This window comes from Halospina sp. K52047b (assembly GCF_008709855.1).
Taxonomy (GTDB): domain Bacteria; phylum Pseudomonadota; class Gammaproteobacteria; order Pseudomonadales; family Oleiphilaceae; genus Halospina; species Halospina utahensis_B.
This window is the reverse complement of the sequence record NZ_VYJH01000012.1, coordinates 12,309-35,949: the sequence shown is the minus strand read 5'-3', so window position 1 is coordinate 35,949 and position 23,641 is coordinate 12,309. Positions and strand designations below refer to the sequence as shown.

Sequence of the window (23,641 nt, the reverse complement as noted above, 5' to 3'; positions counted from 1 at the left end):
CGATGAGCCGAACCTATTCGATGGAGGACCTGCTGGCGCTGATGGCCCGCCTGCGGGACCCGCAGCAGGGCTGCCCCTGGGATCTGGAGCAGGACTTCCGCAGCATAGTGCCGCACACCATTGAGGAGACCTACGAGGTGGCGGACGCCATCGAGCGCGGGGATTTCGATCATCTGCCGGATGAACTGGGGGATCTGCTGTTCCAGGTGGTGTTCTATGCCCAGCTGGCCCGGGAAGAGGGGCGTTTCGGCTTCAGTGACCTGGTTGATGGGGTGACCCGCAAGATGATCCGTCGCCATCCGCATATTTTCCCGGATGGCACTCTGGACAGCCATCCCGGTGACGCCGATGGCATGACCGAAGCGGATGTGCGCGTGAACTGGGACCGCATCAAGGCCGAGGAGAAGGGGGCAGAGGCAACACCTGCAAGCGCCCTGGACGACGTGACCCCCGGCCTTCCTGCCTTTCAGCGCGCGGCCAAGCTGCAGAAGCGTGCCTCAAAGGTTGGCTTCGACTGGCCGGAGACCGGCATGGTCTTCGACAAGCTCCACGAGGAGGCGGATGAGCTCAGGACGGCCTGGCAGGAACAGTCCGGCCCCGAGGACAGGGACGCGGTAGAGGATGAACTGGGCGACCTGCTGTTCGTGGCCGTGAACCTCAGCCGCTTTCTGGGGGTGGATGCGGAACAGGCCCTGCGCCGCGCCAACCTCAAGTTCGAGCGCCGCTTCCGGTGCATGGAGGCACAGCTGGAGGATGCGGGGGAAAAGCTGAAAGGGCGGGATATCGAGACCCTGGAAGCGGCCTGGCAGAGGGCCAAAAAGGCCTCGGATGCGGACAGTTGAGGCCCTGAGCGGTCACCATACGTACAATCCATTACCGTTATTCCCTCTCCTCCCAAGCCCGAATGGGCTACAGTATTGTCAAAGAGGCGGCATCAACGGGGAGGTAATATGCGGCTTGGACAACTCGTCAATCACTGGGAGCAGCATGCCCGAGGCCGGCTGGCCGAGGAGCAGGTGACCGTAAGGCTCCCGGAGGAAGGCGAACAGCAGCTTGAGGCGCTTGCAAAGCAGTACCCTCTCAAGTCCCGCGAAGCCCTGCTGCGTGATCTGATCAACGCCGCCCTGACTGATCTTGAGGTCTGCTTCCCGTACCGCGAAGGCAGCCGTGTCGTTGCCCGGGACGAGGACGGGTTCGAGATCTACGAGGACGCCGGCATGACCCCGCGTTTCCTCAACCTCTCCCGCAAGTACATGCAGCAGCTCAAGGGTGACGCCTCACGCGTGGCGTGAGGCCGTCCCCGTTGACTACTTCTGGCGGCCCGGCTCCGGGAGATCGGAGAGGGCCGCGTTGAGCAGGTCCCGCAGCAGTTCCTCTTCCGAATAGTCCGGATACAGCTCCGCCAGCGCACGCAGCCGTGCCGCATCCTCCAGTGTGACGTTCACCTCGTATTCCTGCTTGCCGTCCTCCGGTGTGCGTTCACCGGATTCCCACTGTTTCGGCAGATCCGCGATTTTCATGGTATTGCGTTGCTCCGGTCATGTTGGGCCATACTAAGGGCGTTAAGCCGGTTTCATCCTAGCACGGAGCCACCGGCATTGCCCGCAGCGAAAGGGACCCTTTTCAATGACCGAACTCCATCCCGCTCTCAGGGAAAACATCCGTCTTCTTGGTGAGATCCTCGGTGACTGCATCCGCGAGAAACCCGGTCCGGAATGGTATGAGCGGGTAGAGGCGGTGCGTCAGGCAGCCAAGGATGACCGTATGCAGGAAAGCGGCTCCGGGCAGCGCCTCGCCGAACTTCTGGCAAGCCTGACCGACGACCAGCTGGTGCCGGTGACGCGGGCTTTCAACCAGTTCCTGAATCTGGCCAACCTGGCCGAGCAGTACCACAGCATCCGACGCCGGCGTGAACCCCGGGAAGAGGGGCCCGACGAATCGGTGCATGCGACACTGGCGCGCCTGGCGGAGCAGGGTGTGGAACCGTCCCGGCTGCACGAATGCGTGCGGGATATGCGCATGGAGTTCGTGCTGACGGCCCACCCCACCGAAGTGGCCCGCCGGACCCTCATCATGAAATACGATGAGATGTCCGCCTGCCTCCAACGCCTGGACAGTGAGGATCTTCTGGCGGATGAGCGTGAGCGGGAGGTGGCGCGCCTGCGCCAGCTGATCACCCAGGCCTGGAATACCGACGAGATCCGTTACGAGCGCCCCACCGCGGTGGACGAGGCACGCTGGGGCTTTGCCGTGGTTGAGAACAGTCTCTGGCAGGCATTGCCCGACTTCCTGCGGGAGCTGGACGGAGCCCTCGTGGAACAGACAGGGGAAGGCCTGCCCATTGAGGCCAGCCCCATCCGGGTGGCTTCCTGGATGGGTGGTGACCGGGACGGCAACCCCAACGTCACCGCCGCCGTGACCCGCGAGGTGCTGCTGCTCAGCCGCTGGATGGCGGCGGATCTGTTCCTGCGCGACCTCCAGGATCTGCGGGCGGAGCTGTCCATGTGGGAGGCCTCTCCGGAATTGCAGGAGCGGGTCGGGGGCCACCGTGAACCCTACAGGGCGCTGCTCTCGGAACTGCGGGACCGCCTGAGGGCCACCCGGGACTGGGCTGAAGAGGCGGTGAGAGGAAGCGCTGAACCCTCACCGGAGGTGATGCTGGACTCCGCCGAGCTGACCGAACCCCTGCAGCTGTGCTACGACTCCCTCGTGGCCTGCGGCATGGAGTCGGTGGCGCGTGGGCCGCTGCTGGACACACTGCGGCGCGCCCACTGTTTCGGGCTGGAGCTGATCCGGCTGGATGTGCGCCAGGAAGCCTCCCGGCATGCCTCGGCCATTGGCGAAATCGTCGAGTGGCTGGGGCTGGGGGATTACACGCAGTGGAACGAGACCGAGCGCCAGCAGTTCCTGATCCGGGAACTGGAGAGTCGCCGTCCGCTGGTCCCGCGCAACTGGGCGCCCTCGGAGGAAACACGGGAGGTTCTGGATACCTGCCGGGTGATTGCCGAGCATCCGCCGGAAGCACTGGGCTCCTATGTGATCTCCATGGCGGCCCAACCCTCGGACGTGCTGGCGGTGATCCTGCTGCTGCGGGAGGCCGGCATGGATCATCCCATGCGCATCGTGCCGCTGTTTGAAACCCTGGCGGACCTGGACCATGCTCCGGAGGCACTGAGGGCCCTGCTGGAGCTGGACTGGTATCGGGAGTACACCGGTGGCGCCCAGGAGGTGATGATCGGGTACTCGGATTCGGCCAAGGATGCCGGGCAGATGATGGCGGCCTGGGCCCAGTACCAGGCCCAGGAAGCGCTGACCCAGGTGGCCACGGATTACGGGGTACACCTGACACTCTTCCACGGTCGTGGCGGCACCGTGGGCCGTGGTGGCGGCCCTGCCAATCAGGCCATTCTTTCGCAGCCGCCGGGCTCGGTGAACGGCAGCCTTAGGGTGACCGAGCAGGGCGAGATGATCCGCTTCAAGTTCGGCCTCCCGCGCGTGGCCCATCGGAGCTTCAATCTCTACACCAGTGCAGTGCTGGAAGCGACGGTGGCGCCGGCCCCGGAACCGAAGCCGGAATGGCGCGAGATGATGCACTCGCTGAGCGGTGAGGCTGTGCGCTCCTATCGCGGGCTGGTGCGCGAGACGGATGAGTTCGTCACCTACTTCCGACAGGCCACCCCCGAGCAGGAGCTGGGCAAGCTGGCGCTGGGCAGTCGTCCGGCGCGGCGCAGGCCAACAGGGGGTGTGGAGAGTCTCAGGGCGATCCCCTGGATCTTCGCCTGGACCCAGATGCGCCTGATGCTGCCGGCCTGGCTGGGCAGTGATGTGGCCCTGGGCCGGGCGCTGGAGGACGGGCATGAACCCCTCCTGAACGAGATGATCCGGGACTGGCCTTTCTTCCGCACCCATATCGACATGCTGGAGATGGTTCTTGCCAAGGCGGACCTGCGGATTGTCAGCTATTATGAGCAGAAGCTTGTGGAACCGGATCTCCGCCCCCTGGGTGAGACACTGCGTGAACGTCTGCGTGGGTGTGTCCAGCATGTGAACCGGCTGAAGGGGCAGGAGGAGCTGCTGACCCAGCAGCCGGACTTCGCCCATTCAATGAGGGTCCGCAACACCTATACGGACCCACTCCATTATCTGCAGGCGGAGCTGCTGCAGCGCGACCGGGATGCAGCCGGGCGGGTTCCGGAGAACGTCGAGAAGGCCATGAAGGTGACCATGGCCGGGATTGCGGCCGGTATGCGCAATACCGGCTGAGGCAGGGGAGAACGGATGACGGAACAGCCGGATATGGACGCACTGGCGGCAAGGGTTCAGCAGCTTTACCGACTGCCGCCCATGCCGGCTATTGCGTTGCGGGTCATGCAGATGACAGCCGCACCTGAGACAACGGCCGCCGACCTGGCGGGCGTGATCGAGCGCGACCCCAGCCTGGCGGCCCAGGTCCTGCGTTACGCCCGCTCGGCTCTCTTCAACTACCGGGGGGAGCTGCACAGTGTCCAGGAGGCCGTAACCCGGGTGCTCGGGTTCGACCGAGTCACTCACCTGGCGGTGGGCATCGCGGCCTCACGCAGTTTTGAGCTGCCGCGTTCCGGCCCTCTGGGGCTGGAGGCGTTCTGGCACCACTCACTGCACTGTGCCCGTCTTTCCCTGTCGATCGCCCGCAGCATTCCGCGGGATGCTCCTGGGCGTCCGGACCCGGAGCTGGCCTACCTGTGTGGGCTCCTGCATAACCTGGGTCTGTTGCTGATCGGGCACCTGTTTCCGGAGGATTTCCGTCAGCTCCGTGAGGCGCGCGAGGCGGAACCGGACGTGCCGCTGACGGAGCTTGAATCCCGGGTGTTCCACAGCAGCGGGCAGGACGATGGCACACCGTTGCGCGTCGGCCATGCCAGTGCCGGCGGACTTCTGCTGCATCTCTGGGAAATGCCCGCCCCGGTGGTGACGGTTGCCGGCATGCATGAGACGCCGGACTATCAGGGCCAGCACGAGGCCTACGTACACTGTGTTCAGCTCGCCAATGGGCTTCTGAAGGAACGTGGCATTGGTGATGGCAGCAGTGGATCCGATCCCGCTGATGCAGCCCGTGCCCTGGGGTTGGATCAGACGGCTATTGAGTCGCTCGGGAGTACCATCGACCAGGTGAGCGCTGAAATCGAGGAACTTGCCCGCGGCCTTGCCGCCTGATTTGCTACATACGGTCTGCCACGTATAATGAGCCTTCGATTTTTAATGTGCCTGTCCCTGTTCAGGGGGCTGCAAGCCAATGGGAGCAATCAGTATGCGTATCATTCTGCTCGGCCCGCCGGGAGCCGGAAAAGGAACCCAGGCTGCGTACCTCACCGAAGCTTTCGGTATTCCCCAGATCTCCACGGGCGACATGCTCCGTGCCCAGGTGAAGGCTGGAACCGAGCTGGGCAAGAAAGCGGAAGAGGTGATGAACGCGGGTCAGCTGGTCTCCGATGACCTGATCATCGGTATGCTGAAGGAACGCATTGCTGAGGACGACTGTAAGAACGGCTATCTTCTGGATGGCGTGCCCCGGACGATTCCCCAGGCGGAATCACTCCAGGAGCAGGGCATCAAGATCGACTACGTGGTCGAGATCTCGGTGGACGACGACGAGATTGTTGAGCGTCTCTCCGGTCGCCGGATCCATGAGCCCAGCGGCCGCGTTTACCACATCAAGCACATGCCGCCGAAAGAGGATGGCAAGGACGACGAGACGGGCGAGCCCCTGATCCAGCGTGAGGACGACAAGGAAGAGACCGTACGTAAGCGTCTCCAGGTCTATCGTGAAGAGACCGAACCACTGGTGAAGTTCTATCAGGACCTGGAAGCGAAGAACCCGGGTAATGCCCCCCACTATGTCCGGATCGAGGGTGTGGGTTCCACCGAGTCCATCCGTGACCGGATCATTTCCACCCTGAAGGGCTGATGCCTGCCATGACCCGGCTGCTCGCTGTGGATACCAGTGCTGGCCGGGGCTCCGTTGCCCTCCTTGACGGGGGCAGCGTGCTCACCGATTACAGCGATGAACCCCGGTCCCACACCCGCCGGCTGGAGCCCATGGTCAATGGCCTTCTGGCTCAGTCCGGGCTGCGGCTGGGGGATCTGGATGCATTGGCCTTCGGCGCCGGCCCGGGATCGTTCACGGGCCTGAGGGTGACCGCCGGGCTGGTTCAGGGGCTGGCTTTCGGGCTCCAGCTGCCGGTGGTGCCGGTGTCGTCACTGCGGGCCATGGCCCATGCTGTGCATGGGCGGTTGGACGCACCCGCAGAGGTCGCCGTGGCCCGGGATGCCCGTATGGGGGAGCTCTACTGGGGGCTCTATCGGGTGACGCCGGAGGCAGCGGTGGAACCGCTGCTGCCCGATTCACTGGTTTCTCCCGCGGCACTGTCGCTGCCTGAGACGACCGGTGTCTGGCTGGGCGTCGGTGATGGCTGGCTTCTGCGGGAAGCGATTCCGGACCCCGTGCTTGCGCGCATGGAGACAATCATGCCCGACGTGATGCCGGAAGCCGGTGCGATTGCCTGCCTGGCTGAGACCCTGCTGCACCAGGGCGAATGGGTTGGGGCAGAAGCGGTCCAGCCGGTCTACCTGCGGGACGATGTGGCCTGGCAGACCAGCGCCTGAGCAGAGTGGGCGATCAGTGATTATACTGTTACCCGGTTCTCCTTTTTTCGATTCTGACGGGCATTGATCCAATGGTCGGTGGTATCTCCGGAAACAGCCCCCTGCCGCTCGCACCGGATCCGGCACGGCGGCCTGACGGTCCCGGGCGGGAAGCACCCCGCGCGGAACCCCTCAATGAGGCCCGCAGTGCCCCCCGCGAAGACAGCGGTCAGGCGCGCACCCGGCGTGCTGAGGCCGTGGCCGAGCCGGAGGTTGTGCGTCCCCGCCGCAGTCCGGATACCGACAGTCTCCCTCTCCGGAATCAGGAAGCACTCAGCGCCTATGATCGTATCGGCAGTGCCGCCGTGGCGGAGGACGTGGAGCTGGTCGGCGTGGACATCCGGATCTGATGGTGGCTGAGCTTCAGGTGGCGGCTGCCGGGCCGGAATGGCTCCCGGTTGCGGCCGAAGTGGCGCAGCGGCTGGGGCTCGAGTGTCTGCCCGAACCGGTGGACAGACCGGCGGAACTGGCCAGCCCCGCGTTGCTGGTGCTGGTTTCCGGTGAGGGCATCAGTCTTCAGGCGACCGGAAAGAAAGCGCCGGGCCCGGTGCGGGTGGACTGGGTGCACGGGCGCAGCGGTCACCGCCGCCGCCAGGGCGGTGCCGAACTGCTGGTCAAGGCCATTGGCGTGGGGCGGGCTTCAAGGCCACTCCGGATCCTGGATGCCACCGCCGGGCTGGGTGAGGATGCGCTGGTATTGGCCGGTTTTGACTGTGAGCTGGTGCTGTTCGAACGCTCACCGGTGATCGCCGAGCTGCTTGCCGATGGTATGGCCCGGGCGGCACATGAACCGGCGCTGTCGGATCGACTCGCGCGCATGCACCTGGAACGTGGTGACGCCACCCACTGGCTTGCGGCGCATCCCGAGGCTGTGGATGTGGTCTACCTGGATCCGATGTTTCCGGAGAAGCGCAACAGTGCCGCGGTGCGCAAGGAAATGCAGCTGGCCAGGAGCGTGGTCGGTGATGACGGGGATGCCGCCTTACTGCTGGAGACGGGCCTGGCCGCCGCGCGTCACCGTGTGGTGGTCAAGCGCCCGCGCCGGGCGGACCCGCTGCCCGGGCCGGAACCCGCCACCTCAGTTGAGGGCCGCAGCAGCCGGTTTGACGTCTACAGCCGCCGGGCCCTTCCGTAGCAAGCCGTCAGGACTGGCCCGTTTCGGGAAGATCCGCGCTTTTGACGCCCGGCATGGGAACACTCACATTCGTTACCTGCAGGATCGACTGGCGGAGCTCCGAGCTCAGCACCAGGCGGGCCTCTTCAGCCACTTCCTCCAGCCCCGAGCGCCAGGCCAGCCGGCCATCCTCATCCGTGGTCAGGATGCCGTTGGTCCGCAGGTTGGCAATGAAGTTCCGGAACAGGGTCTTGTCGAAGAATTCCGGCGCGCTCAGCCCGAACAGCACGGATACACGCTCGGCCAGCAGCGTGGACTGTTCCTCCAGCTCTTCCGGTGTCAGGGTGTTGGGCCCGAAACGCTGCAGTATGGCGATGCTCAGGTAGTAGCGCTGCAGGGTCTGGATCATGCCGTTGGAGAGCACCCCGAGCCGGACGGCATCCGCCGTGCCGGGTTCCGGCCGGTGCAGGAGGCTGCCTTCACTGATGAGAAGCCCTTCCTCCACCAGCCGGTCGATCCAGGTATCCAGCACGTCGTCGATGCTTTCCGTGGGCCAGCGCAGGAAGAGCTCTGACTGGATGTAGGGATAGATAGCGCGCGCCAGGAACACCAGGCGTTCACGCTCCAGTGAGCTGTTGTTCTGGAACAGGCTGGCCAGCAGTGCGGGAATCGCGAACAGGTGCTGGACGTTGTTGCGGTAGTAGGTCATCAGAACCGCGTGCCGCCCCTCGAGCATGATGATGTCGCCCAGCTTCTGCTTGCGCCGGACAATCAGCCCCATGGTCTCGTTGTAGGCGATCCAGTCCTCGCCGGAGCCTTCAGGGAAGGTCATGCGGTCGCTGTAGGGCTGCTTGTGGAGCAGGTTGCACAGGTCTTCCATCAGCCGGGCCAGCAGCTGTTCGTCCATGGCCAGGCGGTCGGTCGCCAGCATGACAGTGGCCAGCAGGTTGACCGGGTTCAGGGCGGCCGCTTCGTTGAGGTTCGTCACGGTGCGCCGGGCCAGGGTGTTGACCACGTCCGGCAGCCACTCAGGGCGGGATTCCTCGTCATACGACTGTTCACGCCACTGCGGCTGCTTTTCGTCCAGAACGCCGGCCAGCTCAATGGGTTCACCGAAGTTGACCGACACCTGGCCGAAGGAACGCCGCAGGTTGCGTACCGAGCTGATCAGGCCCAGGAGCCCTTCCTTTTTCTTCCTGGTGCCCTGGAGTTCGCCCAGGTAGGAACGGCCTTCCAGCACCTTCTCGTAGCCGAAGTAGACCGGTACGAACACGATGGGCTTGCGCGGATCGCGCAGGAAGCTGCGGACCGTCATCGACAGCATGCCCGGGCGCGGCTGCAGGGTGCGACCGGTGCGGCTGCGCCCGCCTTCCACGAAATATTCCACCGAGAAGCCGCGGGTGAACATCACGTGCATGTATTCATTGAATACCGCCGAATACAGCGGGTTGTCGCGGAAGCTTCGGCGCATGAAAAAGGCCCCGCCCCGGCGCAGCAGCGGGCCCACAATGGGCATGTTCAGGTTGATTCCCGCCGCGATGTGCGGCGGCATGAGGCCGTTCTTGTAGAGGACGAACGACAGCAGCAGGTAGTCGATGTGGGAGCGGTGGCAGGGCACATAGACAACGGCGTTATCCCGCGCCGCTTCCTGCGCGGTTTCGATGTTGTTCACCCGGATACCGTCGTAGAGTCGGTTCCAGAGCCAGCCCAGGACGACTTCGAGAAAGCGGATGGTGACCATCGAGAAGTTCGAGGCGATCTCGTGGGCGTACTTGAGGGCCCGCTCCTTCGCCCGTGCCTGGTGAATGTCCTCGTGCTCCGCTGTCTCGCGGATGGCGTCCTTCACCGGCTGGCTTCGCACCAGTGAGTTCACCAGTGTGCGCCGGTGGGAGAGGTCGGGGCCGATCACGGCCTGGCGGACGCGCCGGAAGTGCACCCGCAGGATGCGCGCCAGTTTGCGCTGGGCCACGGACTCGCTGCGCGCTTCACTGACGGCTTCCTGGAGTGACAGTGGCCGGTTGAACTGGACAAACAGATTCCGGCCATGCATGAGGATGGTGAAGAATTTCTGCAGTGGGCCGGTGACGGACCAGCTGTCCGAGAGCATGATCTTGAGCAGGGACTTCTCTTTGTCCGGCGAACGGCCCCAGAACAGGGAGACGGGTACAATCTGGACATCCTTGCCGGTACGGCATCCCTGGGTGACCAGCGCCTCGAAGCGTTCCGTGGGAACCGGTGTCTGGCGGAGCCGGCGGAGACCACCCCGGCGCTGGTAGAGAAAGAAGAAGGAATGCTTCAGGCCCTCGCCCAGGGGCAGCGGTCGCTCGGCCCGGGGCAGACCGGCGCGCTTGAGTTCCTCTTCCAGCACCAGCCGGCTCGACAGGGAGCTGTACTGCAGCACGTAGCAGACGGGCTTTTCCGGATCCAGTCCGAGCTGCTCCCGGTCGGCACCCAGAACACGGCTGCGCACCCACAGGTAGATGAGTCTTCGCAGAAGGGTCAGGATCAGGTTTCCGGGGCCTTTCAGGAACGCCATGCCTACTCCGTTCGGGGTCCGTGGTCGAGTCGGGGACAAGTTTACGCCTCGCGGGGCAGTCGGCAAAGTCCCGTTGCTTGCCGCCATGGCAGGGGCTGATTATAGTGCCCTGCATGGACACTCTGACCGACTTCGTTGCCGATCCCTGGGCGGTTGCCACTCCGGAACGTGAGCGCGTGGCCGTTTTCAGTGACGGGCTGGACCTCTATCCTGCTGCGGAAGGGGGGCTCTTCCACAGTACTACTGCGCTTCCAGACAGTGTCGGGGAGCTGCTGCCCGTGGGCTGTCTGGGCCGGGACCGGCTGTACGTGGCGCGTGCCAGCGGCGTTGAGGGGCAGAGTCTGCGTTCGGTCTATCCCAACGCCTCGCCGGCCGAGCGGGCTGCCCTCGGCGCGGCCCGGCAGCGGCTCCAGTGGGTGCGGGATCATGCCTTCTGTGGCCGCTGCGGGGGGCCCACCCAGTGGTATGAGCACGAATACACGCTCTACTGTGCTCACTGTGATCACCGCCACTACCCGCGGGTCTCGCCCTGCGTGATCGTGGCTGTCCACGACGGGGACTGGCTGCTGCTTGGTCGCAGCCCCCGCCACCCACCGGACCTGTGGACCCTGATTGCCGGTTTCATCGAGCCGGGAGAGTCAGCTGAAGCGGCGGTAGCACGGGAGGTCCACGAGGAGACCGGCGTTCAGCTGGCGGACGTCCGCTATCACGGTTCCGAAAGCTGGCCGTTTCCCCATCAGCTGATGCTCGGTTACAGCGCCCGGTTCGCAGGCGGCCCATTACGTCGCGCCGAGGATGAGCTGGTGGCACTGGAGTGGTTCCACCGGGATTCGCTGCCCAGGGTTCCGGGAGATTGGACCATTGCCGGGCGGTTGATACAGGCCTTCAGCCAGGGGCGTGCCTGATGCACCAGAGCTGTCCCCGGATCCTGCTGTTTGACAGCGGCATCGGCGGGCTCAGTATCGCGGATGCGATCCGTCTCCGGCTGCCTGATGCGGACATGGTCTATGCCGGAGACAATGCCGGCTTCCCCTATGGGGATCTGCCGGAGCATGAGGTGGTGGCACGCTGTGTGGCTCTGGTGGAGAAGGCACTGGCCCGGTGGCCCTGTGCTCTGGTGGTAGTGGCCTGTAATACCGCCAGCACCGTCGTGCTGCCCATGCTGCGCTCCCGGCTTCGCCTGCCGGTGGTTGGTGTTGTGCCGGCCATCAAACCCGCCGCAGCACTGAGCCGCAACCGGCGGCTGGGGGTTCTGGCAACGCCGGCCACCGTGGATCGGCCCTATCTGGCGTCGCTGATTGATGAATACGCCGCGGATTGCACGGTGCTGAGGCTGGGCAGTTCCGAGCTGGTCCGGATTGCGGAAATGGGGCTGGCGCAGGGGTGGGTGGACGATGAACAGGTCCGCGCCATACTGCAGCCCCTGGCGGCTGGCGATCCAGATACGGTGGTGCTCGGGTGCACGCATTTCCCCCTGATCCGGGAGGCACTGGCGCGGGCCATGCCGGGCGTGAGGCATTGGGTGGATTCCGGGGATGCCATTGCCCGACGGGTCGTTCAGCTTCTGGATGAGACTACAGGCGATGGAACCGGCACCGGACAGGGGAGCAGCACTTTCCTGTTCACCGCGGAACCCCCGGCGGGGCTCCGGCACTGGCTGGAAGTAAGCCAGCCCGGCACCCGCGGGGGCGGCCCTCAGATCAGCCGCGTCAACCTGAATACCGCCAGAAACTCCAGCATCGGCAGCGCGGGCTTGTGGCAGCAGTAGGTTCTCTCGATCTCGCCACGGAACCGTGACTTCGTGAACTCCAGTCCCCTGAAGTTGTAGAAGCGGTTGCCGTGCCTGTACACGCCCCGGCAGAGACTCTTGAGAATGCGGCTTTCCTGCGGTTCCGTTTCCTCGGATAGGTGCAGGGGGATCAGACCCAGATCGAGACGTGGCACACCTTCCGCCTGGAAGGTTTCCATGGCGTGCGCCATGATGGTGTAGAAAATCCCCTGCCGGAAATTGGCATTGGCCCGCGAGATGTTCGGGACGTAGCTGACGATCTCATTGCGCTCGTAGACCGGGTCGAAGTAGATGAACCCAACGGCCTTACCGTCCTGATAGGCATAGAAGTGGCGTTCGTTCTCCCGGTACTCCATGTCCATGGGCCGGATCAGGAAGCGGATCTCCTGGCGCTTGCACTGGCGGGTGCGGATCCAGGCGTCCGAGATTTCGCGGGTATGGTCATCACTGAACCGTTCCTGGACGGTGATGCCGGCTTCCCTCGCCTGATTGAGGGCGGTGCGGATGACCTGTTTCTTCTTGCCCTTGAGCGACCACTGGCTCAGGTCCACCCGCGATTCCGCACCAAACTGCGTACCGTAATAACCGAAGCGCTCGTGCAGGACTTCCATAACCGGGCGAGAGACCTGTACGTAGCAGACGTTCGAAACCCGGCGCTCAAACCGTGAAAGCATCAGCTCCCGGTCTTCCGGAGCACAGACCGGATCCGAGAGCACGAAGTTCAGCCCCCATTTCTTCATGTAGCCGATGTAGCCAACACCGGGCACATCGAAGTAGTGCATGCCGGGCTGCAGTGTCGAGAACGACTGCGAGTGGGAGCCGTACTGCTTGAGCAGTGCCACCCGCTCGGAGAAGCTTATGGGACCTTCCGGGATGTCCCGGAATCCGTCGAGCACCAGGGTCTGCTGCGTCATGGCTGGACTCCTTATTGTTATACGTGCTTCCTCAGCCGCGCTTCTCGGCAAGAATTGACCAGTAGCAATGGATGTTCAGCAGTGAGAAGCGTTTCTTGTCGCGGATTTCCAGGCCCAGACTTTCCAGATAGGCCGGGTAGTTGTAGATGCCGTGAAAGGCGTTGTCGGTGAACAGCCAGAAGAAACAGGCGGCGATGTACCAGTAGCCTTTCTTGAACAGGCGGGCCAGGGGGTTGCCGCTGGGGTAGATGAAATCCCCCACCACCAGCTGGGCCCGGGGTTTGCCGAGACTGACCAGGTGGCGCAGGACCTCGATCATGGTCGGGCGGTCGAACACATTCAGGAAGAAATTGGCGACCACCATATCGTACTGTTCGTACTCGGTGACCTTCATGATGTCGTCGTGGACCGTCCGGACATGGAGGTGGGGCGCCTCTCTGGCCAGCAGTTCCCGGAACCTGTTGAGCATGGTTTCCGATACATCCACAACCGTAACGTCGGCGCCGAGTTCGGCCGCGTGCAGGGCGTCCCGGCCGTGGCCAACACCGGCTACGAGGACACGATCCCCGGGACTGACATTCCCGGAATGGAGCATGGCCGTCTTGCACTCATCGATGCTCCTGCCGCTGTAGACGCTGCTCAGGAAATCATAAACGGGGCCGACGATTCTGTATTTGTCCTGCATGGTCCGCACTGCCAGTCCTGAATGGGGTTTTGGAGGCCGTTCCGGCCACCGGATTCAGGAACCATGCTATACACATCCGGCCAGGGTCTCTGTGGAACAGACCGCAGTTTCCGGTTGCACGAGTTAACGAAAAAACCAAAAAATGCAACTTGAATCAGATATCTGATCTGATCGTTCGACAACTGGGCGCGAAGTTCTGATGTTTCCGGCATTGATTGTTCCGGAAGGCCGGGGCCGGATAGCCGTCGTCGGGTAAGGGAAAGGTCGTGTGCCGGTCAGATAACGCTGTAGTACACCGGTTCCGGTGAGGCGTCCGAGAGTGCGAGTTCGTCCCTGGGCCGGGCCTCACTGAAGTAATGGCCCTGGACACTGTCGCAGCCGAGTTCGCGCAGGTAGGCGAGCTGGTCCCGGGTTTCCACACCCTCGGCCACGATATCGAGCTGGAGTCCGCGGGCCATGGCGGTAATGGCGTTGACAATGCAGGCGCCTTCCTCGCCGTGACGGATGCTGCGCACGAAGCTCTGATCCACCTTGAGCGTGTGGATCGGCAACCGGTGGAGGTAGTTGAGGGAGGAATAGCCAGTACCGAAATCATCGATAGCGATCCGGATGCCGTAGCTTGAGAGCTGGTCCAGCTTGAGGCTGATCTGCTCCAGATCGCTGATGATCATGTTCTCGGTGATCTCGATCTCCAGGCGCTCGGGAGGCAGGTCATAGTGCTCCAGCCTCTGGAGTAGAAGATCCACAAATCGAGGATGCTCCACCTGCATGGGGGAGAAGTTGACCGACAGCCGGACATCCTCTTCCGTATTCTTCAGCCATGAACCCATCTCGCGGCAGGCCGTGGCCAGAACCCATTCACTGAGATCACCGATCAGGCGGGTCTCCTCGGCCAGTGGCAGGAATTCCCCCGGCTGCAGCAGGCCACGCGTGGGATGCTGCCAGCGTACCAGAGCCTCAAGTCCGCGACAGAGCCCGGTGCGCAGGCAGATCTGGGGCTGGTAGAAGACCCGCAGTTCACCCGCCTGGAGGGCGCGACGCAGGTCGCGCTCCATACCGAGGCGGTGGGTGGTGTTCACGCTCATGGATTCCGAGAAGAACTGGTAGCCATCCTTGCCCCGGCCCTTGACGTGGTACATGGCCACATCCGCCTGCTGGATCAGTTCCTCAAGCTTGCTTCCTGACTCGGGGTAGAGGGCAATGCCGATGCTGACGCCTACATAGACTTCGTGCTCACCGAGCTTGAACGGGCTCCTGAGCGCCTCCATCAGCTTGCGGGCGATGGTGCGGGCGTCGTCGGCGTGCCGGATCTCGGGCAGCAGCAGGGTGAATTCGTCGCCGCCAAAGCGTGACAGGGTGTCCCCCTGGCGCAGGCAGCCCTCAAGGCGCTGCGTCACGGCCTGCAGCAGCCGGTCGCCCATGGCATGGCCGAGGCTGTCATTCACCACCTTGAAGCGGTCCAGATCGATGAACATGACCGCCAGCTTCTGGTTGTTGCGCTCCGCCTGGGAAATGCTCAGGCCCAGACGGTCCTTGAACAGGGCCCGGTTGGGCAACCGGGTGAGCAGGTCGTGATAGGCCTGGAAGTTGATGAAGGCCTCGGCTTCCTTGCGTTCGGTGATGTCGCGGGCCGTTCCGTAGATCTGGAAGGCGGCCTCACCGGGGGCGCCGGATTCGTCCTCCATGGGGAACGCGGTGATCTCGAAATGCCGGTTGCCTCGCGCACTGCCACGGGATTTGAGTCTGAGCTCGATGGTCCGCGGGTTGTCGGCGCTGATGGTGGGGTCCCGGAAGGCCCAGTCCACCCGGCCCACATCCTGCTCTTCGATCAGGTGGCGGATATGCCGGCCTTCAAGGTCTTCTGGGCGGTAGCCGAGCAGGGATTCCACCTTGCTGTTGAGGAACCGGAAGTGGCCGTTGCGGTCCAGGATGAACACGATGTCCGGGGAACTGTTCACGATGCAGCGGTGCAGCTGCTCGGACTGGCGCAGCTGTGTCTGAGCCTCCTGGTGACACTGTTCCAGCTGCCGCGTCTCCAGCACGCTTTCGACAGTTGCGGTCAGTTCCTCACTGTCGTAGGGCTTGCGTAGATAGTCATAGGCACCGCGCCGCAGGGCTCGGCTGATGGCATTGAAGGAGGTGTCGCCGCTGATGACCACCACGGCGCTATCGATGCCGCGACGGTCCAGAAACGCCATGACCTCATGCCCGCTGATATCCGGCAGGCGGAGATCCAGCAGTACAAGCTCATACCGGCCCCTGCCGAGTTTCTGGCAGGCATCATTGCCGTTGAAGGCGGTCTCCGGGTGGTAGCCCTGGTGTGCGAGCAGGTTATGGAGGCTGCTGCAGACCGCTGTGTCGTCATCGACGATGAGCAGAGGCGTCCCGGCTGTTTCAACCTTGTTATCGTTATTATCTGGATCCATGACGGAAGACGGCCCGATCGGATTCAGGGTTCAAGTCTAGCCGGTAATGGACGATTGTGCGCCCTGCCTCTCCGAAACTTTGAACCCAGTCTCACTTTTTATGCTAGGAAGCCTAATCCATTTGTCCGGGAAATGAAAGATTTGTAGCTGTCAGTTCAGCATGCACTCCAACAAACACGCCGAACAGTCTGGTTGTGCCCCTGCTTCAGTGCGGGGCGGGACTGTCCCGGACTGGTCAGCCGGCGTACAATGATCCGATGCGGTTGGCAGTATCTGCGGTGTCAGAATGAATCATAACAACAGCTCCAGCGCAGTTGACCGCCCGGAATCCGGTTCCCGGGTCCCGCTCACCCTCGCGATCACCGGGGGCAAGGGTGGTGTGGGCAAGACCCAGGTGGCTCTCAACCTGGCTCTGGTCCTGGCGCGCCAGGGCTATCGTACGCTGCTTCTGGACGGCGATGTGGAACTCGCCAACGTGAACGTGATGCTGGGGGTCTATCCCGGCATGACGCTGGAGCACGTGGTGCTGGGGGAGCGGACCCTGGATGAGGTGCTGCTACCGGTCACCGAGAATCTGGATCTGCTGCCAGGAGCATCCGGGGTGCCGGGGTGCCTGGAGCTGGACAGCGCACGGCGCGAAGATTTCCTGGCGCAGCTCAGGACGCTTGAGCAGGGCTATGACCGTGTCATCATCGATACCGCTGCTGGCCTGAGCACTCCCGCGCTGCACATGGTCGCCGCCTCCCATCTGGCGACGCTTGTGATCACGCCGGATCCGACGTCTCTCACCGATGCGTTCTCCCTGGTCAAGGTGCTTCACCGCAAGGGATACCGGCGCACGCCCAGTGTCATCGTCAACATGGCACGGGGAGCTACCGAGGCACAGACCGTCTACCGCCGTTTTTCGACCGCTGTCTCCCGGTATATCGGCGTCCAGCTGCACTATCTGGGCGCCATCTGGCGGGACGAGACCATAGCCCAGTCCATCAGCACCCAGCGTCCCGTCGCGATGATGGATGACAGTGACCCTTCCTGCCGCCAGTTCTGGACTCTGGCCGACATGCTGGCGGTGCGCTGCTCCCAGGGCGTCGCGCCGGCCAATGGGTTTGCCCGGTATTGGGGACGGCTGGTCCGCCGGCGCCACCAGCAGCGCAGTGAACAGCAGCCACAGAAGGCGGTGGCGACTGGCAGTAACCGTGAATGGCTTGCCTCACTGGGTGAGCGCCTGCACCGTTCCCAGGGCGATCCGCTGAGCCGGTACCGTCTGATTACCGGGATACTCGAGACCCTCGGGGAGTCCGTAGACGAGGATGCGGTGGAAGCGCTCCAGACGGGCCTGGCGGCGATGAACTGGGAAGAAGCTCCGGTCACGGTGCGGCGGGCCGCCTCCGAACATTTCCGGCAGCTGGCGCGGGTTGTGGCTCCGCCAGAGGGGCTGCGGCCGGAGGAGGGCAGGGCGCTGGGCGCCGGGGCGGACGCCTCGGGAGAGCCGGCTACGGAAGACTCTGGTCCGGGGTAACCATCCCTTTACTGATTGCGGGAAAGCGATCACGTTTCAGGGGGTGATCAGATCCTGCTCAATGTTACACTCAGGTCTTGACCGCAACCCCGAGACTCACTTTCAGGGAGGTGACCATGGAATCGGAACAGGCCAATGCCGCAGCCAGTGAGTCCAGTGTGCTCGGTGAACTCCAGGGCAAACGGGTACTGATCACGGGTGTGACGGGGTTCGTCGGCAAGGTGGTGCTGGAGAAACTGATCCGTGCGGTGCCGGACATCGGTGGCATAACGCTGCTGATACGCGGCAATCGGCGTCATGGCACCGCCAGCGAACGGTTTGCAAACGAAGTGGCGACCGCCTCCGTCTTTGACCGGCTGCGTGTGGACGAGCCGGAGCGGCTGGATACCTTTCTGGACAGCCGGATCCAGTGCGTGACCGGCGAGATTACGGAACCCTGCTTTGGCATGACCCGCGCCCGCTTCCAGGAACTGGCGGCGGAAACCGACGGTGTCATCAATGTGGCTGCGAGCGTGGACTTCCGTGAGCCGCTGGACCAGGCCCTGGCGATCAACGCGCTGAGCCTGCGTAATGTCACCGAGTTTGTGCAGGAGGCCGGGGACATACCACTGGTGCAGGTTTCCACCTGCTACGTGAACGGCTACAACCGTGGCCACCGCCACGAGGAGCTGGTCACACCCGCCGGTCGGGGGATCACCCGGGACCCGGACGGGACCTGCCGTGTCGAGGATCTGATCGTCACCCTCCAGGATCGTATTGCGGATCTGCGCAGCCGCTACAGCGGGCAGAAACTCCAGGAGGAACTGGTCAATCTCGGGATCCGGGAGGCCAACCGTCTTGGTTGGAACGACACCTATACCCTGACCAAGTGGATCGGCGAGCAGCTCCTGGCCCGCAACCTGCGTGGTGGCTCGGTAACCATTCTGCGCCCCTCGATTGTTGAGAGCACACTGGAGGAACCGGTACCCGGCTGGGTCGAGGGTGTGAAGGTGGCGGATGCCGTCATCATGGCCTATGCCCGGGGCAACGTCATGTTCTTCCCCGGGCGCCGGCGGGGCGTGATCGACGTCATCCCGGCGGATCTCGTGGCCAATGGCATCATCCTCTCGCTGGCGGAACAGCTGCAATCGCCGGGTCGGCAGCGCATCTACCAGTGCTGCAGTGGCTCATCCAACCCGCTGCGGCTGGATGAGTTCATCAACCATGTCATGACGGAAGCCAGGGAAAACCATCAGGCCTATGACCACCTGTTCTACCAGAAACCGAAGCTGCCTTTCCTGGCTGTGAACCGGCGCCTGTTCAATACCGTCAGCTGGGGTGCCGGTATTCCGGTCAATGCGGTCCGCCGGGGGCTTCAGTGGCTGGGTCGTGATGCCGAGCTGAAAACGGTAGAGCATTTCCAGACGACCATGAAACTGGCTACAACTTTCGGTTTCTATTCCTGCCCGGACTACACCTTCCATAATGACCGGCTGCTGGAGATGGCGCAGCGGATGGGGGATGAGGACCGCCGCCTCTTTCCCGTGGATGCGCGGCGTATCAACTGGCGCCGCTATATCCGCAGTGTGCACCTGGCCGGCCTTAACGGGTATGCCCTGAAGGAACGCAAACTCTACCGGATGAAACAGCGCCGCAACCGCCGGCGCGTTGCCTGATTGAACGGCGCTGGTGGCAAGCGCCGTTCAGCTGTCATACAGTCATGGTATCCCCCACCGAAGGAGAACCGCCATGGCTGCGGACAGTGTCTATCCCATCAGTGATTCCATGAAGAACGCCCATATCAACAGGGAGCAGTACGAAGCCATGTACCGGGAATCCATTGAGGATCCTGATGGTTTCTGGGGCAGGCATGGTAAGCGCATCGACTGGATGCGCCCCTACACGAAAGTCAAGAACACCAGTTTTGACCGCAATAACCTCAGTATCCGCTGGTTTGAGGACGGCACCCTCAACGCCTCGGTCAACTGCCTGGACCGCCATCTGGCGGACAAAGGCGATCAGGCGGCGATCATCTTCGAGGGGGACGAGCCCGATGTCTCCCGTTATGTGAGCTACCGCGAACTGCACGAAAAGACCTGCCGCTTTGCCAATGCCCTGAAAGGCCTGGGCGTGAAAAAAGGGGACGTGGTGACCCTCTATATGCCCATGATCGTGGAAACCGCTGTGGCCATGCTGGCCTGCGCCCGCATCGGCGCCATCCATTCGGTGGTTTTCGCGGGTTTTTCTCCCGAGGCGCTCGCGGCACGCATCGGCAACGGTGGCTCCCGCTTCGTGATCACCGCGGACGAGGGCGTTCGGGGTGGCAGGCGCATTCCCCTCAAGAGCAATGTGGACCAGGCGCTGGAGGAGCCGGCGGCCAATGTGGTCGAACGCGTCGTCGTGCTGGGTTATACCGGTGGGGCCATGCAGTGGCATGACAGCCGTGATGTGGATTTCAACGGCCTTATGGAAGAGGCGGAGCCCTGGTGTGAGCCCGAGGAGATGAACGCCGAGGATCCGCTGTTCATGCTCTACACCTCCGGTTCAACCGGGGCCCCCAAGGGGGTGCTCCACACCACCGGGGGCTACATGGTCTACACCAGCATCACCCACGAGTACGTGTTCGACTACCGCCCGGGGGATGTGTTCTGGTGCACCGCCGACGTGGGCTGGATCACCGGGCACAGTTACACGCTGTACGGCCCACTGGCGAACGGCGCCACGACCCTGCTTTATGAGGGTATCCCCACCTACCCGGATGAATCCCGTCTCGGGCGGATCGTCGACAAACACCAGGTGGCGACGCTCTATACCGCCCCCACGGGCATCCGTGCGCTCATGGCGGGCGGTGATCATGTGATGGATGGAACCTCCCGGGCCAGCCTGAGACTGCTGGGAACCGCCGGTGAGCCCATCAACCCCCAGGCCTGGGAATGGTTCTACCGGGTGATCGGTAACGAGCAGGCACCGATCGTGGACACCTGGTGGCAGACCGAGACCGGTGGGGTGATGATCGGGCCATTGCCCGGGGCGATGGAACTCAAGCCCGGTTCGGCCACCCGTCCCTTCTTCGGGGTTCAGCCCGCGCTCTTCGACAGCGAGGGTAATGAACTGGAGGGCGCCACAGGCGGCAATCTGGTCATCAAGGACAGCTGGCCCGCCCAGATGCGCACCATCTTCGGGGACCATGAACGCTTCATCAAGACCTACTTCAGCACCTATGACGGCGTTTACTTCACCGGTGACGGCGCCAAGCGCGACGAGGATGGCGACTACTGGATCACCGGCCGTGTCGATGACGTGCTCAATGTCTCCGGCCACCGGCTGGGTACCGCGGAAGTGGAGAGTGCTCTGGTGGCCCATGACAAGGTGGCCGAGGCGGCGGTTGTGGGGTATCCGCATGACGTCAAGGGTGAGGGGATCTACGTTTACGTCACGCTCATGAAGGGGGAGGAACCCACGGATGCGCTGCGTGATGAGCTGGTGCAGTGGGTGCGCCAGCGGATCGGCCCCATTGCCACGCCGGATGTGATCCAGTGGGCGCCGGGGCTGCCCAAGACCCGCTCGGGTAAGATCATGCGCCGTATTCTGCGCAAGATCGCCTCCAACGAGACGGACAATCTGGGCGATACATCGACTCTGGCTGACCCGGGCGTGGTGGATGAGCTCATGGAGTACCGGGCTTTCCGCTGAATGCAGTGCAGTACCTGCCGCAGCTGGAGCCCCTTGCCATGGATGTTTTCCAGCGTTGGCTGGACAGCCTCTGAGGGTTATGTCTTCTGTTGTTGCAGCCAGCGGTCCAGCTGGTTGCCGAAGGCCTGCTTCTCACGCTGACCAAGTGGGGGCGGGCCACCGCTCTGGATGCCGCTGGCGCGCATGGTGTCCATGAAGTCGCGCATGTTCAGGCGGCTGCGGATGCTGTCACGGGTGTAGAGCTCGCCGCGGGGGTTCAGGGCGGTTGCGCCCTTCTCCATGGCCTCTGCAGCCAGCGGGATGTCGGCGGTGATCAACAGGTCGCCGGATTCGATAAGACGCACGATCTCATTATCCGCTTCGTCATAGCCGGAGCGCACCTGCATGTGTTCGATGCTGGGCAGTGAAGGAGCAGGAATCGGTTGATTGGCCACCAGGACCAGCCGCATGCCGGTCCGCTTCACCGCCCGGTAGAGAATCTCCCGTATGGGCACGGGGCAGGCGTCGGCATCCACCCAGATCGTCATACCGCCATCTCCTTTGCGCGTTTGACCGCAGCCGGGGCCCTGGCTGCCAGCAGGACACAGCCCGTTGAACAGGCTGCCATGACCAGCACGATCGGCACCAGTGAGCCGCCGCTGATGGCGGCTGAACCCGCACTGATGAGACCCGCAATGGTGAACTGGGAGGCGCCCAGCATTGCCGAGGCGGTGCCGCCCAGCCGCGGGAAGAATTCCAGTGCATTCGCCATGTTGTTGGGAACCAGGGCTCCCATGCAGCCCGTGGCCACAATGATGCAGGCGGCCACCGCCCAGTAGGGGGCACTGGCCAGGGCACAGGCCACCAGGAGTGCGATAGCTGTGGCCTGGATGAACACATAGACCCGCAACAGGAGGACCCCCTGGAAGTGCAGCAGCAGCCGTCGATTGACCAGGCTGAAGACGGCCATGGCTCCTATGTTGGCGGCGAAGAGCGCCGAAAAGAGAGTGTTGGAGAGGCCGAACCATTCCTGGTAGATGAAGGAGGCGTTGGTGATGAACACCAGCATAGCGCTGAAAGCCAGGGCCTGGAGCGCGACGAAGCGCATGGTGGCAGGATGCCTGAGTACCAGCAGGTAGTTGGTGACCAGTGTATGCACGGGCGTACGATCGCGTTGCCTGGGCGTGAGCCGCCGGAACAGCGCAAAGTGCAGCAGCAGTGCAAGCAGCGCTGCATAGCCCGCGAGCATGACGAAGATGGTTTGCCAGCCGCTGAGCGTCAGAAGCAGGGTTCCAAGGGACGGCGCCGCCGCCGGCGCAATGAACATGATGAGCCCAATGAGCCCGAACAGCCTCGCTGAATCCGCGCCCTCCGCCTGGTCCCGCACCAGTGCTGGTACGGAGACGGCGCAGAGCGCGCCCCCGACGCCCTGGCTGGCGCGCCAGGCGAGCATTTCCGTCAGGGAGCCGGCCTGGGCAACCATCAGGGCTGAGCCTGCGAATAACGCCAACCCACTGAACAGGATGCGCTGCCGGCCATACCGATCTGAGAGAGGGCCGCCGACCAGCTGGGCCAGCCCGAGAGTCGCAACGTAGGCGCTCAGGGTGAGTCCCACGTCCGCATTCTCAGTGCCGAACTCCCGTGCGATGGTTGGAAACGCGGGCAGGTAGGCATCCAGTGCCAGGGGGCCCAGGGCTACGGTCATCCCCAGCAGAATGGCCAGCTGCATCTGTGGCATGCAAAGGGTCTCCGGATCAAAACGGCCATTCTAGCACTGGTAAGAAAGCAGTGCTTAGGGAGCTAATTAGTAGAGGTACGGACGTCAGCCCAGAGCCACCGGGTTGAGCTGCCAGACGGTGTAGTTCAGAGCCACCGCCAGGCTGACCCAGAGCAGGTAGGGCAGCAGCATCAGGCCCGCCAGTCGGTGGGCGCGCAGGAAGCTGATCAGGGTGGCCAGAATCATCAGCCAGAGCAGCACAACAGTGGCGAAGGACCAGGCTCCAAGATGCCAGACAAAGAACAGCCAGCTCCAGAGCGCATTGGGGACCAGTTGGACCAGGAAAAGCGTTAGTGCCTCGGGCGCGCCGCGGAAACCCGAGCGACGCCAGACGAGCCAGACTGCGACCGCCATCAGGGTATAGAGCGTGGTCCAGGCCGGGCCGAACCAGGCGGCCGGCGGTGCCCAGGCGGGCTGGGTCAATGACTGATAGAACCCGCTGGCGTTGACGGACGCCACGGCGCCAAGGACCGCCACCGCCAGCATGAGGGCAATCCAGGCTGCCAGACCGGCCAGCTGTTTACGTGTTGAAATACGTGCCATGTAAGA

21 protein-coding genes are annotated in these 23,641 nt (G+C 63.5%); 13 read left to right on the top strand and 8 right to left on the bottom strand.

All coding sequences use genetic code 11. The features are described from left to right. Window positions 1-2 precede the first annotated feature (2 nt). Window positions 3-842: a nucleoside triphosphate pyrophosphohydrolase gene (gene mazG / locus F3089_RS13365; RefSeq protein ID WP_151441288.1), complete on the top strand. Its 840-nt coding sequence runs from the start codon at window positions 3-5 to the stop codon at window positions 840-842. 108 nt (window positions 843-950) lie between these two features. Beyond that, entirely contained in the window at window positions 951-1,292 is a 342-nt protein-coding gene (locus tag F3089_RS13360) for a YlcI/YnfO family protein (protein ID WP_151441287.1), read from the top strand. Between the two features lie 15 nt (window positions 1,293-1,307). Here F3089_RS13360 and F3089_RS13355 read toward each other — a convergent pair whose 3' ends face one another. Continuing rightward, complete coding sequence (locus F3089_RS13355) at window positions 1,308-1,520, bottom strand: hypothetical protein (RefSeq protein ID WP_095617715.1); 213 nt, start codon at window positions 1,518-1,520, stop codon at window positions 1,308-1,310. Between the two features lie 106 nt (window positions 1,521-1,626). Between F3089_RS13355 and ppc the strand changes: the two genes are divergently transcribed. From ppc to F3089_RS13325, 6 genes are all read left to right on the top strand, one after another. Continuing rightward, the gene (gene ppc, locus F3089_RS13350) at window positions 1,627-4,263 is read left to right on the top strand and encodes a phosphoenolpyruvate carboxylase (RefSeq protein ID WP_151441286.1); all 2,637 of its coding nucleotides are present in this window, start codon (window positions 1,627-1,629) and stop codon (window positions 4,261-4,263) included. A gap of 15 nt (window positions 4,264-4,278) precedes the next feature. After that, window positions 4,279-5,193 (top strand): HDOD domain-containing protein, encoded by a 915-nt coding sequence (locus tag F3089_RS13345; RefSeq protein ID WP_151441285.1) that lies wholly within the window; start codon window positions 4,279-4,281, stop codon window positions 5,191-5,193. A 94-nt stretch (window positions 5,194-5,287) separates the two neighbouring features. Continuing rightward, a complete protein-coding gene (adk, locus tag F3089_RS13340) occupies window positions 5,288-5,944 on the top strand; it encodes an adenylate kinase (RefSeq protein WP_151441284.1) in 657 nt (218 codons plus the stop codon). After that, on the top strand, window positions 5,944-6,642 hold the full coding sequence (tsaB, locus tag F3089_RS13335) for a tRNA (adenosine(37)-N6)-threonylcarbamoyltransferase complex dimerization subunit type 1 TsaB (RefSeq protein ID WP_225741762.1): 699 nt from the start codon (window positions 5,944-5,946) through the stop codon (window positions 6,640-6,642). The genes adk and tsaB overlap by 1 nt, the downstream gene beginning before the upstream one ends. Window positions 6,643-6,713: 71 nt before the next feature. Continuing rightward, window positions 6,714-7,031 carry a hypothetical protein gene (locus tag F3089_RS13330; RefSeq protein WP_151441283.1) on the top strand — a complete coding sequence of 106 codons (318 nt, stop codon included), beginning with the start codon at window positions 6,714-6,716 and terminating at the stop codon, window positions 7,029-7,031. Then, window positions 7,031-7,816 carry a class I SAM-dependent methyltransferase gene (locus tag F3089_RS13325; RefSeq protein WP_151441282.1) on the top strand — a complete coding sequence of 262 codons (786 nt, stop codon included), beginning with the start codon at window positions 7,031-7,033 and terminating at the stop codon, window positions 7,814-7,816. The genes F3089_RS13330 and F3089_RS13325 overlap by 1 nt, the downstream gene beginning before the upstream one ends. 7 nt (window positions 7,817-7,823) lie before the next feature. Here the strand turns inward: F3089_RS13325 and plsB are convergent, their stop codons facing one another. Next, window positions 7,824-10,331: a glycerol-3-phosphate 1-O-acyltransferase PlsB gene (gene plsB, locus F3089_RS13320; RefSeq protein WP_151441281.1), complete on the bottom strand. Its 2,508-nt coding sequence runs from the start codon at window positions 10,329-10,331 to the stop codon at window positions 7,824-7,826. 113 nt (window positions 10,332-10,444) lie between these two features. Between plsB and nudC the strand changes: the two genes are divergently transcribed. Both nudC and murI read left to right on the top strand, forming a co-directional pair. After that, window positions 10,445-11,236, top strand: coding sequence for an NAD(+) diphosphatase (gene nudC / locus F3089_RS13315; protein ID WP_151441280.1), 792 nt, complete (start codon window positions 10,445-10,447; stop codon window positions 11,234-11,236). Then, window positions 11,236-12,099, top strand: a complete 864-nt coding sequence (gene murI / locus F3089_RS13310) for a glutamate racemase (protein ID WP_151441279.1) — start codon at window positions 11,236-11,238, stop codon at window positions 12,097-12,099. The genes nudC and murI overlap by 1 nt, the downstream gene beginning before the upstream one ends. On the opposite strand, the gene F3089_RS13305 is transcribed toward murI, so the two are convergent. The 3 genes from F3089_RS13305 to F3089_RS13295 all read right to left on the bottom strand — a co-directional run bounded on the left by F3089_RS13305 (window position 12,027) and on the right by F3089_RS13295 (window position 16,145). Further along, window positions 12,027-13,034 carry a DUF2156 domain-containing protein gene (locus F3089_RS13305; protein ID WP_151441278.1) on the bottom strand — a complete coding sequence of 336 codons (1,008 nt, stop codon included), beginning with the start codon at window positions 13,032-13,034 and terminating at the stop codon, window positions 12,027-12,029. The two genes, murI and F3089_RS13305, sit on opposite strands and share 73 nt — an antisense overlap. Before the next feature lie 31 nt (window positions 13,035-13,065). Then, window positions 13,066-13,719: a class I SAM-dependent methyltransferase gene (locus F3089_RS13300; protein WP_151441277.1), complete on the bottom strand. Its 654-nt coding sequence runs from the start codon at window positions 13,717-13,719 to the stop codon at window positions 13,066-13,068. Between the two features lie 275 nt (window positions 13,720-13,994). Further along, a complete protein-coding gene (locus F3089_RS13295; RefSeq protein ID WP_151441276.1) occupies window positions 13,995-16,145 on the bottom strand; it encodes an EAL domain-containing response regulator in 2,151 nt (716 codons plus the stop codon). Window positions 16,146-16,431: 286 nt separating this feature from the next. Here F3089_RS13295 and F3089_RS13290 point away from each other — a divergent pair, with 286 nt between their 5' ends. From F3089_RS13290 to acs, 3 genes are all read left to right on the top strand, one after another. Then, window positions 16,432-17,664: an AAA family ATPase gene (locus F3089_RS13290; RefSeq protein ID WP_151441275.1), complete on the top strand. Its 1,233-nt coding sequence runs from the start codon at window positions 16,432-16,434 to the stop codon at window positions 17,662-17,664. A gap of 116 nt (window positions 17,665-17,780) precedes the next feature. After that, window positions 17,781-19,319, top strand: a complete 1,539-nt coding sequence (locus F3089_RS13285; RefSeq protein WP_151441274.1) for a fatty acyl-CoA reductase — start codon at window positions 17,781-17,783, stop codon at window positions 19,317-19,319. 73 nt (window positions 19,320-19,392) lie between these two features. After that, window positions 19,393-21,336 carry an acetate--CoA ligase gene (gene acs / locus F3089_RS13280; protein ID WP_151441273.1) on the top strand — a complete coding sequence of 648 codons (1,944 nt, stop codon included), beginning with the start codon at window positions 19,393-19,395 and terminating at the stop codon, window positions 21,334-21,336. Between the two features lie 77 nt (window positions 21,337-21,413). On the opposite strand, the gene F3089_RS13275 is transcribed toward acs, so the two are convergent. The 3 genes from F3089_RS13275 to F3089_RS13265 all read right to left on the bottom strand — a co-directional run bounded on the left by F3089_RS13275 (window position 21,414) and on the right by F3089_RS13265 (window position 23,635). Continuing rightward, complete coding sequence (locus tag F3089_RS13275) at window positions 21,414-21,863, bottom strand: YaiI/YqxD family protein (protein WP_151441272.1); 450 nt, start codon at window positions 21,861-21,863, stop codon at window positions 21,414-21,416. Then, window positions 21,860-23,053, bottom strand: coding sequence for a multidrug effflux MFS transporter (locus F3089_RS13270; protein ID WP_151441271.1), 1,194 nt, complete (start codon window positions 23,051-23,053; stop codon window positions 21,860-21,862). Before F3089_RS13270 ends, F3089_RS13275 begins: the two co-directional genes overlap by 4 nt. Window positions 23,054-23,137: 84 nt before the next feature. Beyond that, window positions 23,138-23,635: a TspO/MBR family protein gene (locus F3089_RS13265; RefSeq protein ID WP_151441270.1), complete on the bottom strand. Its 498-nt coding sequence runs from the start codon at window positions 23,633-23,635 to the stop codon at window positions 23,138-23,140. Between the last annotated feature and the right edge of the window lie 6 nt (window positions 23,636-23,641).

What these genes read in the sequence shown, in the direction of transcription:
- mazG (WP_151441288.1), top strand. Translation starts at nt 3, where the DNA reads ATGAGCCGAACCTATTCGATGGAGGACCTGCTGGCGCTGATGGCCCGC.
- F3089_RS13360 (WP_151441287.1), top strand. Translation starts at nt 951, where the DNA reads ATGCGGCTTGGACAACTCGTCAATCACTGGGAGCAGCATGCCCGAGGC.
- F3089_RS13355 (WP_095617715.1), bottom strand. Translation starts at nt 1,520, where the DNA reads ATGAAAATCGCGGATCTGCCGAAACAGTGGGAATCCGGTGAACGCACA.
- ppc (WP_151441286.1), top strand. Translation starts at nt 1,627, where the DNA reads ATGACCGAACTCCATCCCGCTCTCAGGGAAAACATCCGTCTTCTTGGT.
- F3089_RS13345 (WP_151441285.1), top strand. Translation starts at nt 4,279, where the DNA reads ATGACGGAACAGCCGGATATGGACGCACTGGCGGCAAGGGTTCAGCAG.
- adk (WP_151441284.1), top strand. Translation starts at nt 5,288, where the DNA reads ATGCGTATCATTCTGCTCGGCCCGCCGGGAGCCGGAAAAGGAACCCAG.
- tsaB (WP_225741762.1), top strand. Translation starts at nt 5,944, where the DNA reads ATGCCTGCCATGACCCGGCTGCTCGCTGTGGATACCAGTGCTGGCCGG.
- F3089_RS13330 (WP_151441283.1), top strand. Translation starts at nt 6,714, where the DNA reads ATGGTCGGTGGTATCTCCGGAAACAGCCCCCTGCCGCTCGCACCGGAT.
- F3089_RS13325 (WP_151441282.1), top strand. Translation starts at nt 7,031, where the DNA reads ATGGTGGCTGAGCTTCAGGTGGCGGCTGCCGGGCCGGAATGGCTCCCG.
- plsB (WP_151441281.1), bottom strand. Translation starts at nt 10,331, where the DNA reads ATGGCGTTCCTGAAAGGCCCCGGAAACCTGATCCTGACCCTTCTGCGA.
- nudC (WP_151441280.1), top strand. Translation starts at nt 10,445, where the DNA reads ATGGACACTCTGACCGACTTCGTTGCCGATCCCTGGGCGGTTGCCACT.
- murI (WP_151441279.1), top strand. Translation starts at nt 11,236, where the DNA reads ATGCACCAGAGCTGTCCCCGGATCCTGCTGTTTGACAGCGGCATCGGC.
- F3089_RS13305 (WP_151441278.1), bottom strand. Translation starts at nt 13,034, where the DNA reads ATGACGCAGCAGACCCTGGTGCTCGACGGATTCCGGGACATCCCGGAA.
- F3089_RS13300 (WP_151441277.1), bottom strand. Translation starts at nt 13,719, where the DNA reads ATGCAGGACAAATACAGAATCGTCGGCCCCGTTTATGATTTCCTGAGC.
- F3089_RS13295 (WP_151441276.1), bottom strand. Translation starts at nt 16,145, where the DNA reads ATGGATCCAGATAATAACGATAACAAGGTTGAAACAGCCGGGACGCCT.
- F3089_RS13290 (WP_151441275.1), top strand. Translation starts at nt 16,432, where the DNA reads ATGAATCATAACAACAGCTCCAGCGCAGTTGACCGCCCGGAATCCGGT.
- F3089_RS13285 (WP_151441274.1), top strand. Translation starts at nt 17,781, where the DNA reads ATGGAATCGGAACAGGCCAATGCCGCAGCCAGTGAGTCCAGTGTGCTC.
- acs (WP_151441273.1), top strand. Translation starts at nt 19,393, where the DNA reads ATGGCTGCGGACAGTGTCTATCCCATCAGTGATTCCATGAAGAACGCC.
- F3089_RS13275 (WP_151441272.1), bottom strand. Translation starts at nt 21,863, where the DNA reads ATGACGATCTGGGTGGATGCCGACGCCTGCCCCGTGCCCATACGGGAG.
- F3089_RS13270 (WP_151441271.1), bottom strand. Translation starts at nt 23,053, where the DNA reads ATGCCACAGATGCAGCTGGCCATTCTGCTGGGGATGACCGTAGCCCTG.
- F3089_RS13265 (WP_151441270.1), bottom strand. Translation starts at nt 23,635, where the DNA reads ATGGCACGTATTTCAACACGTAAACAGCTGGCCGGTCTGGCAGCCTGG.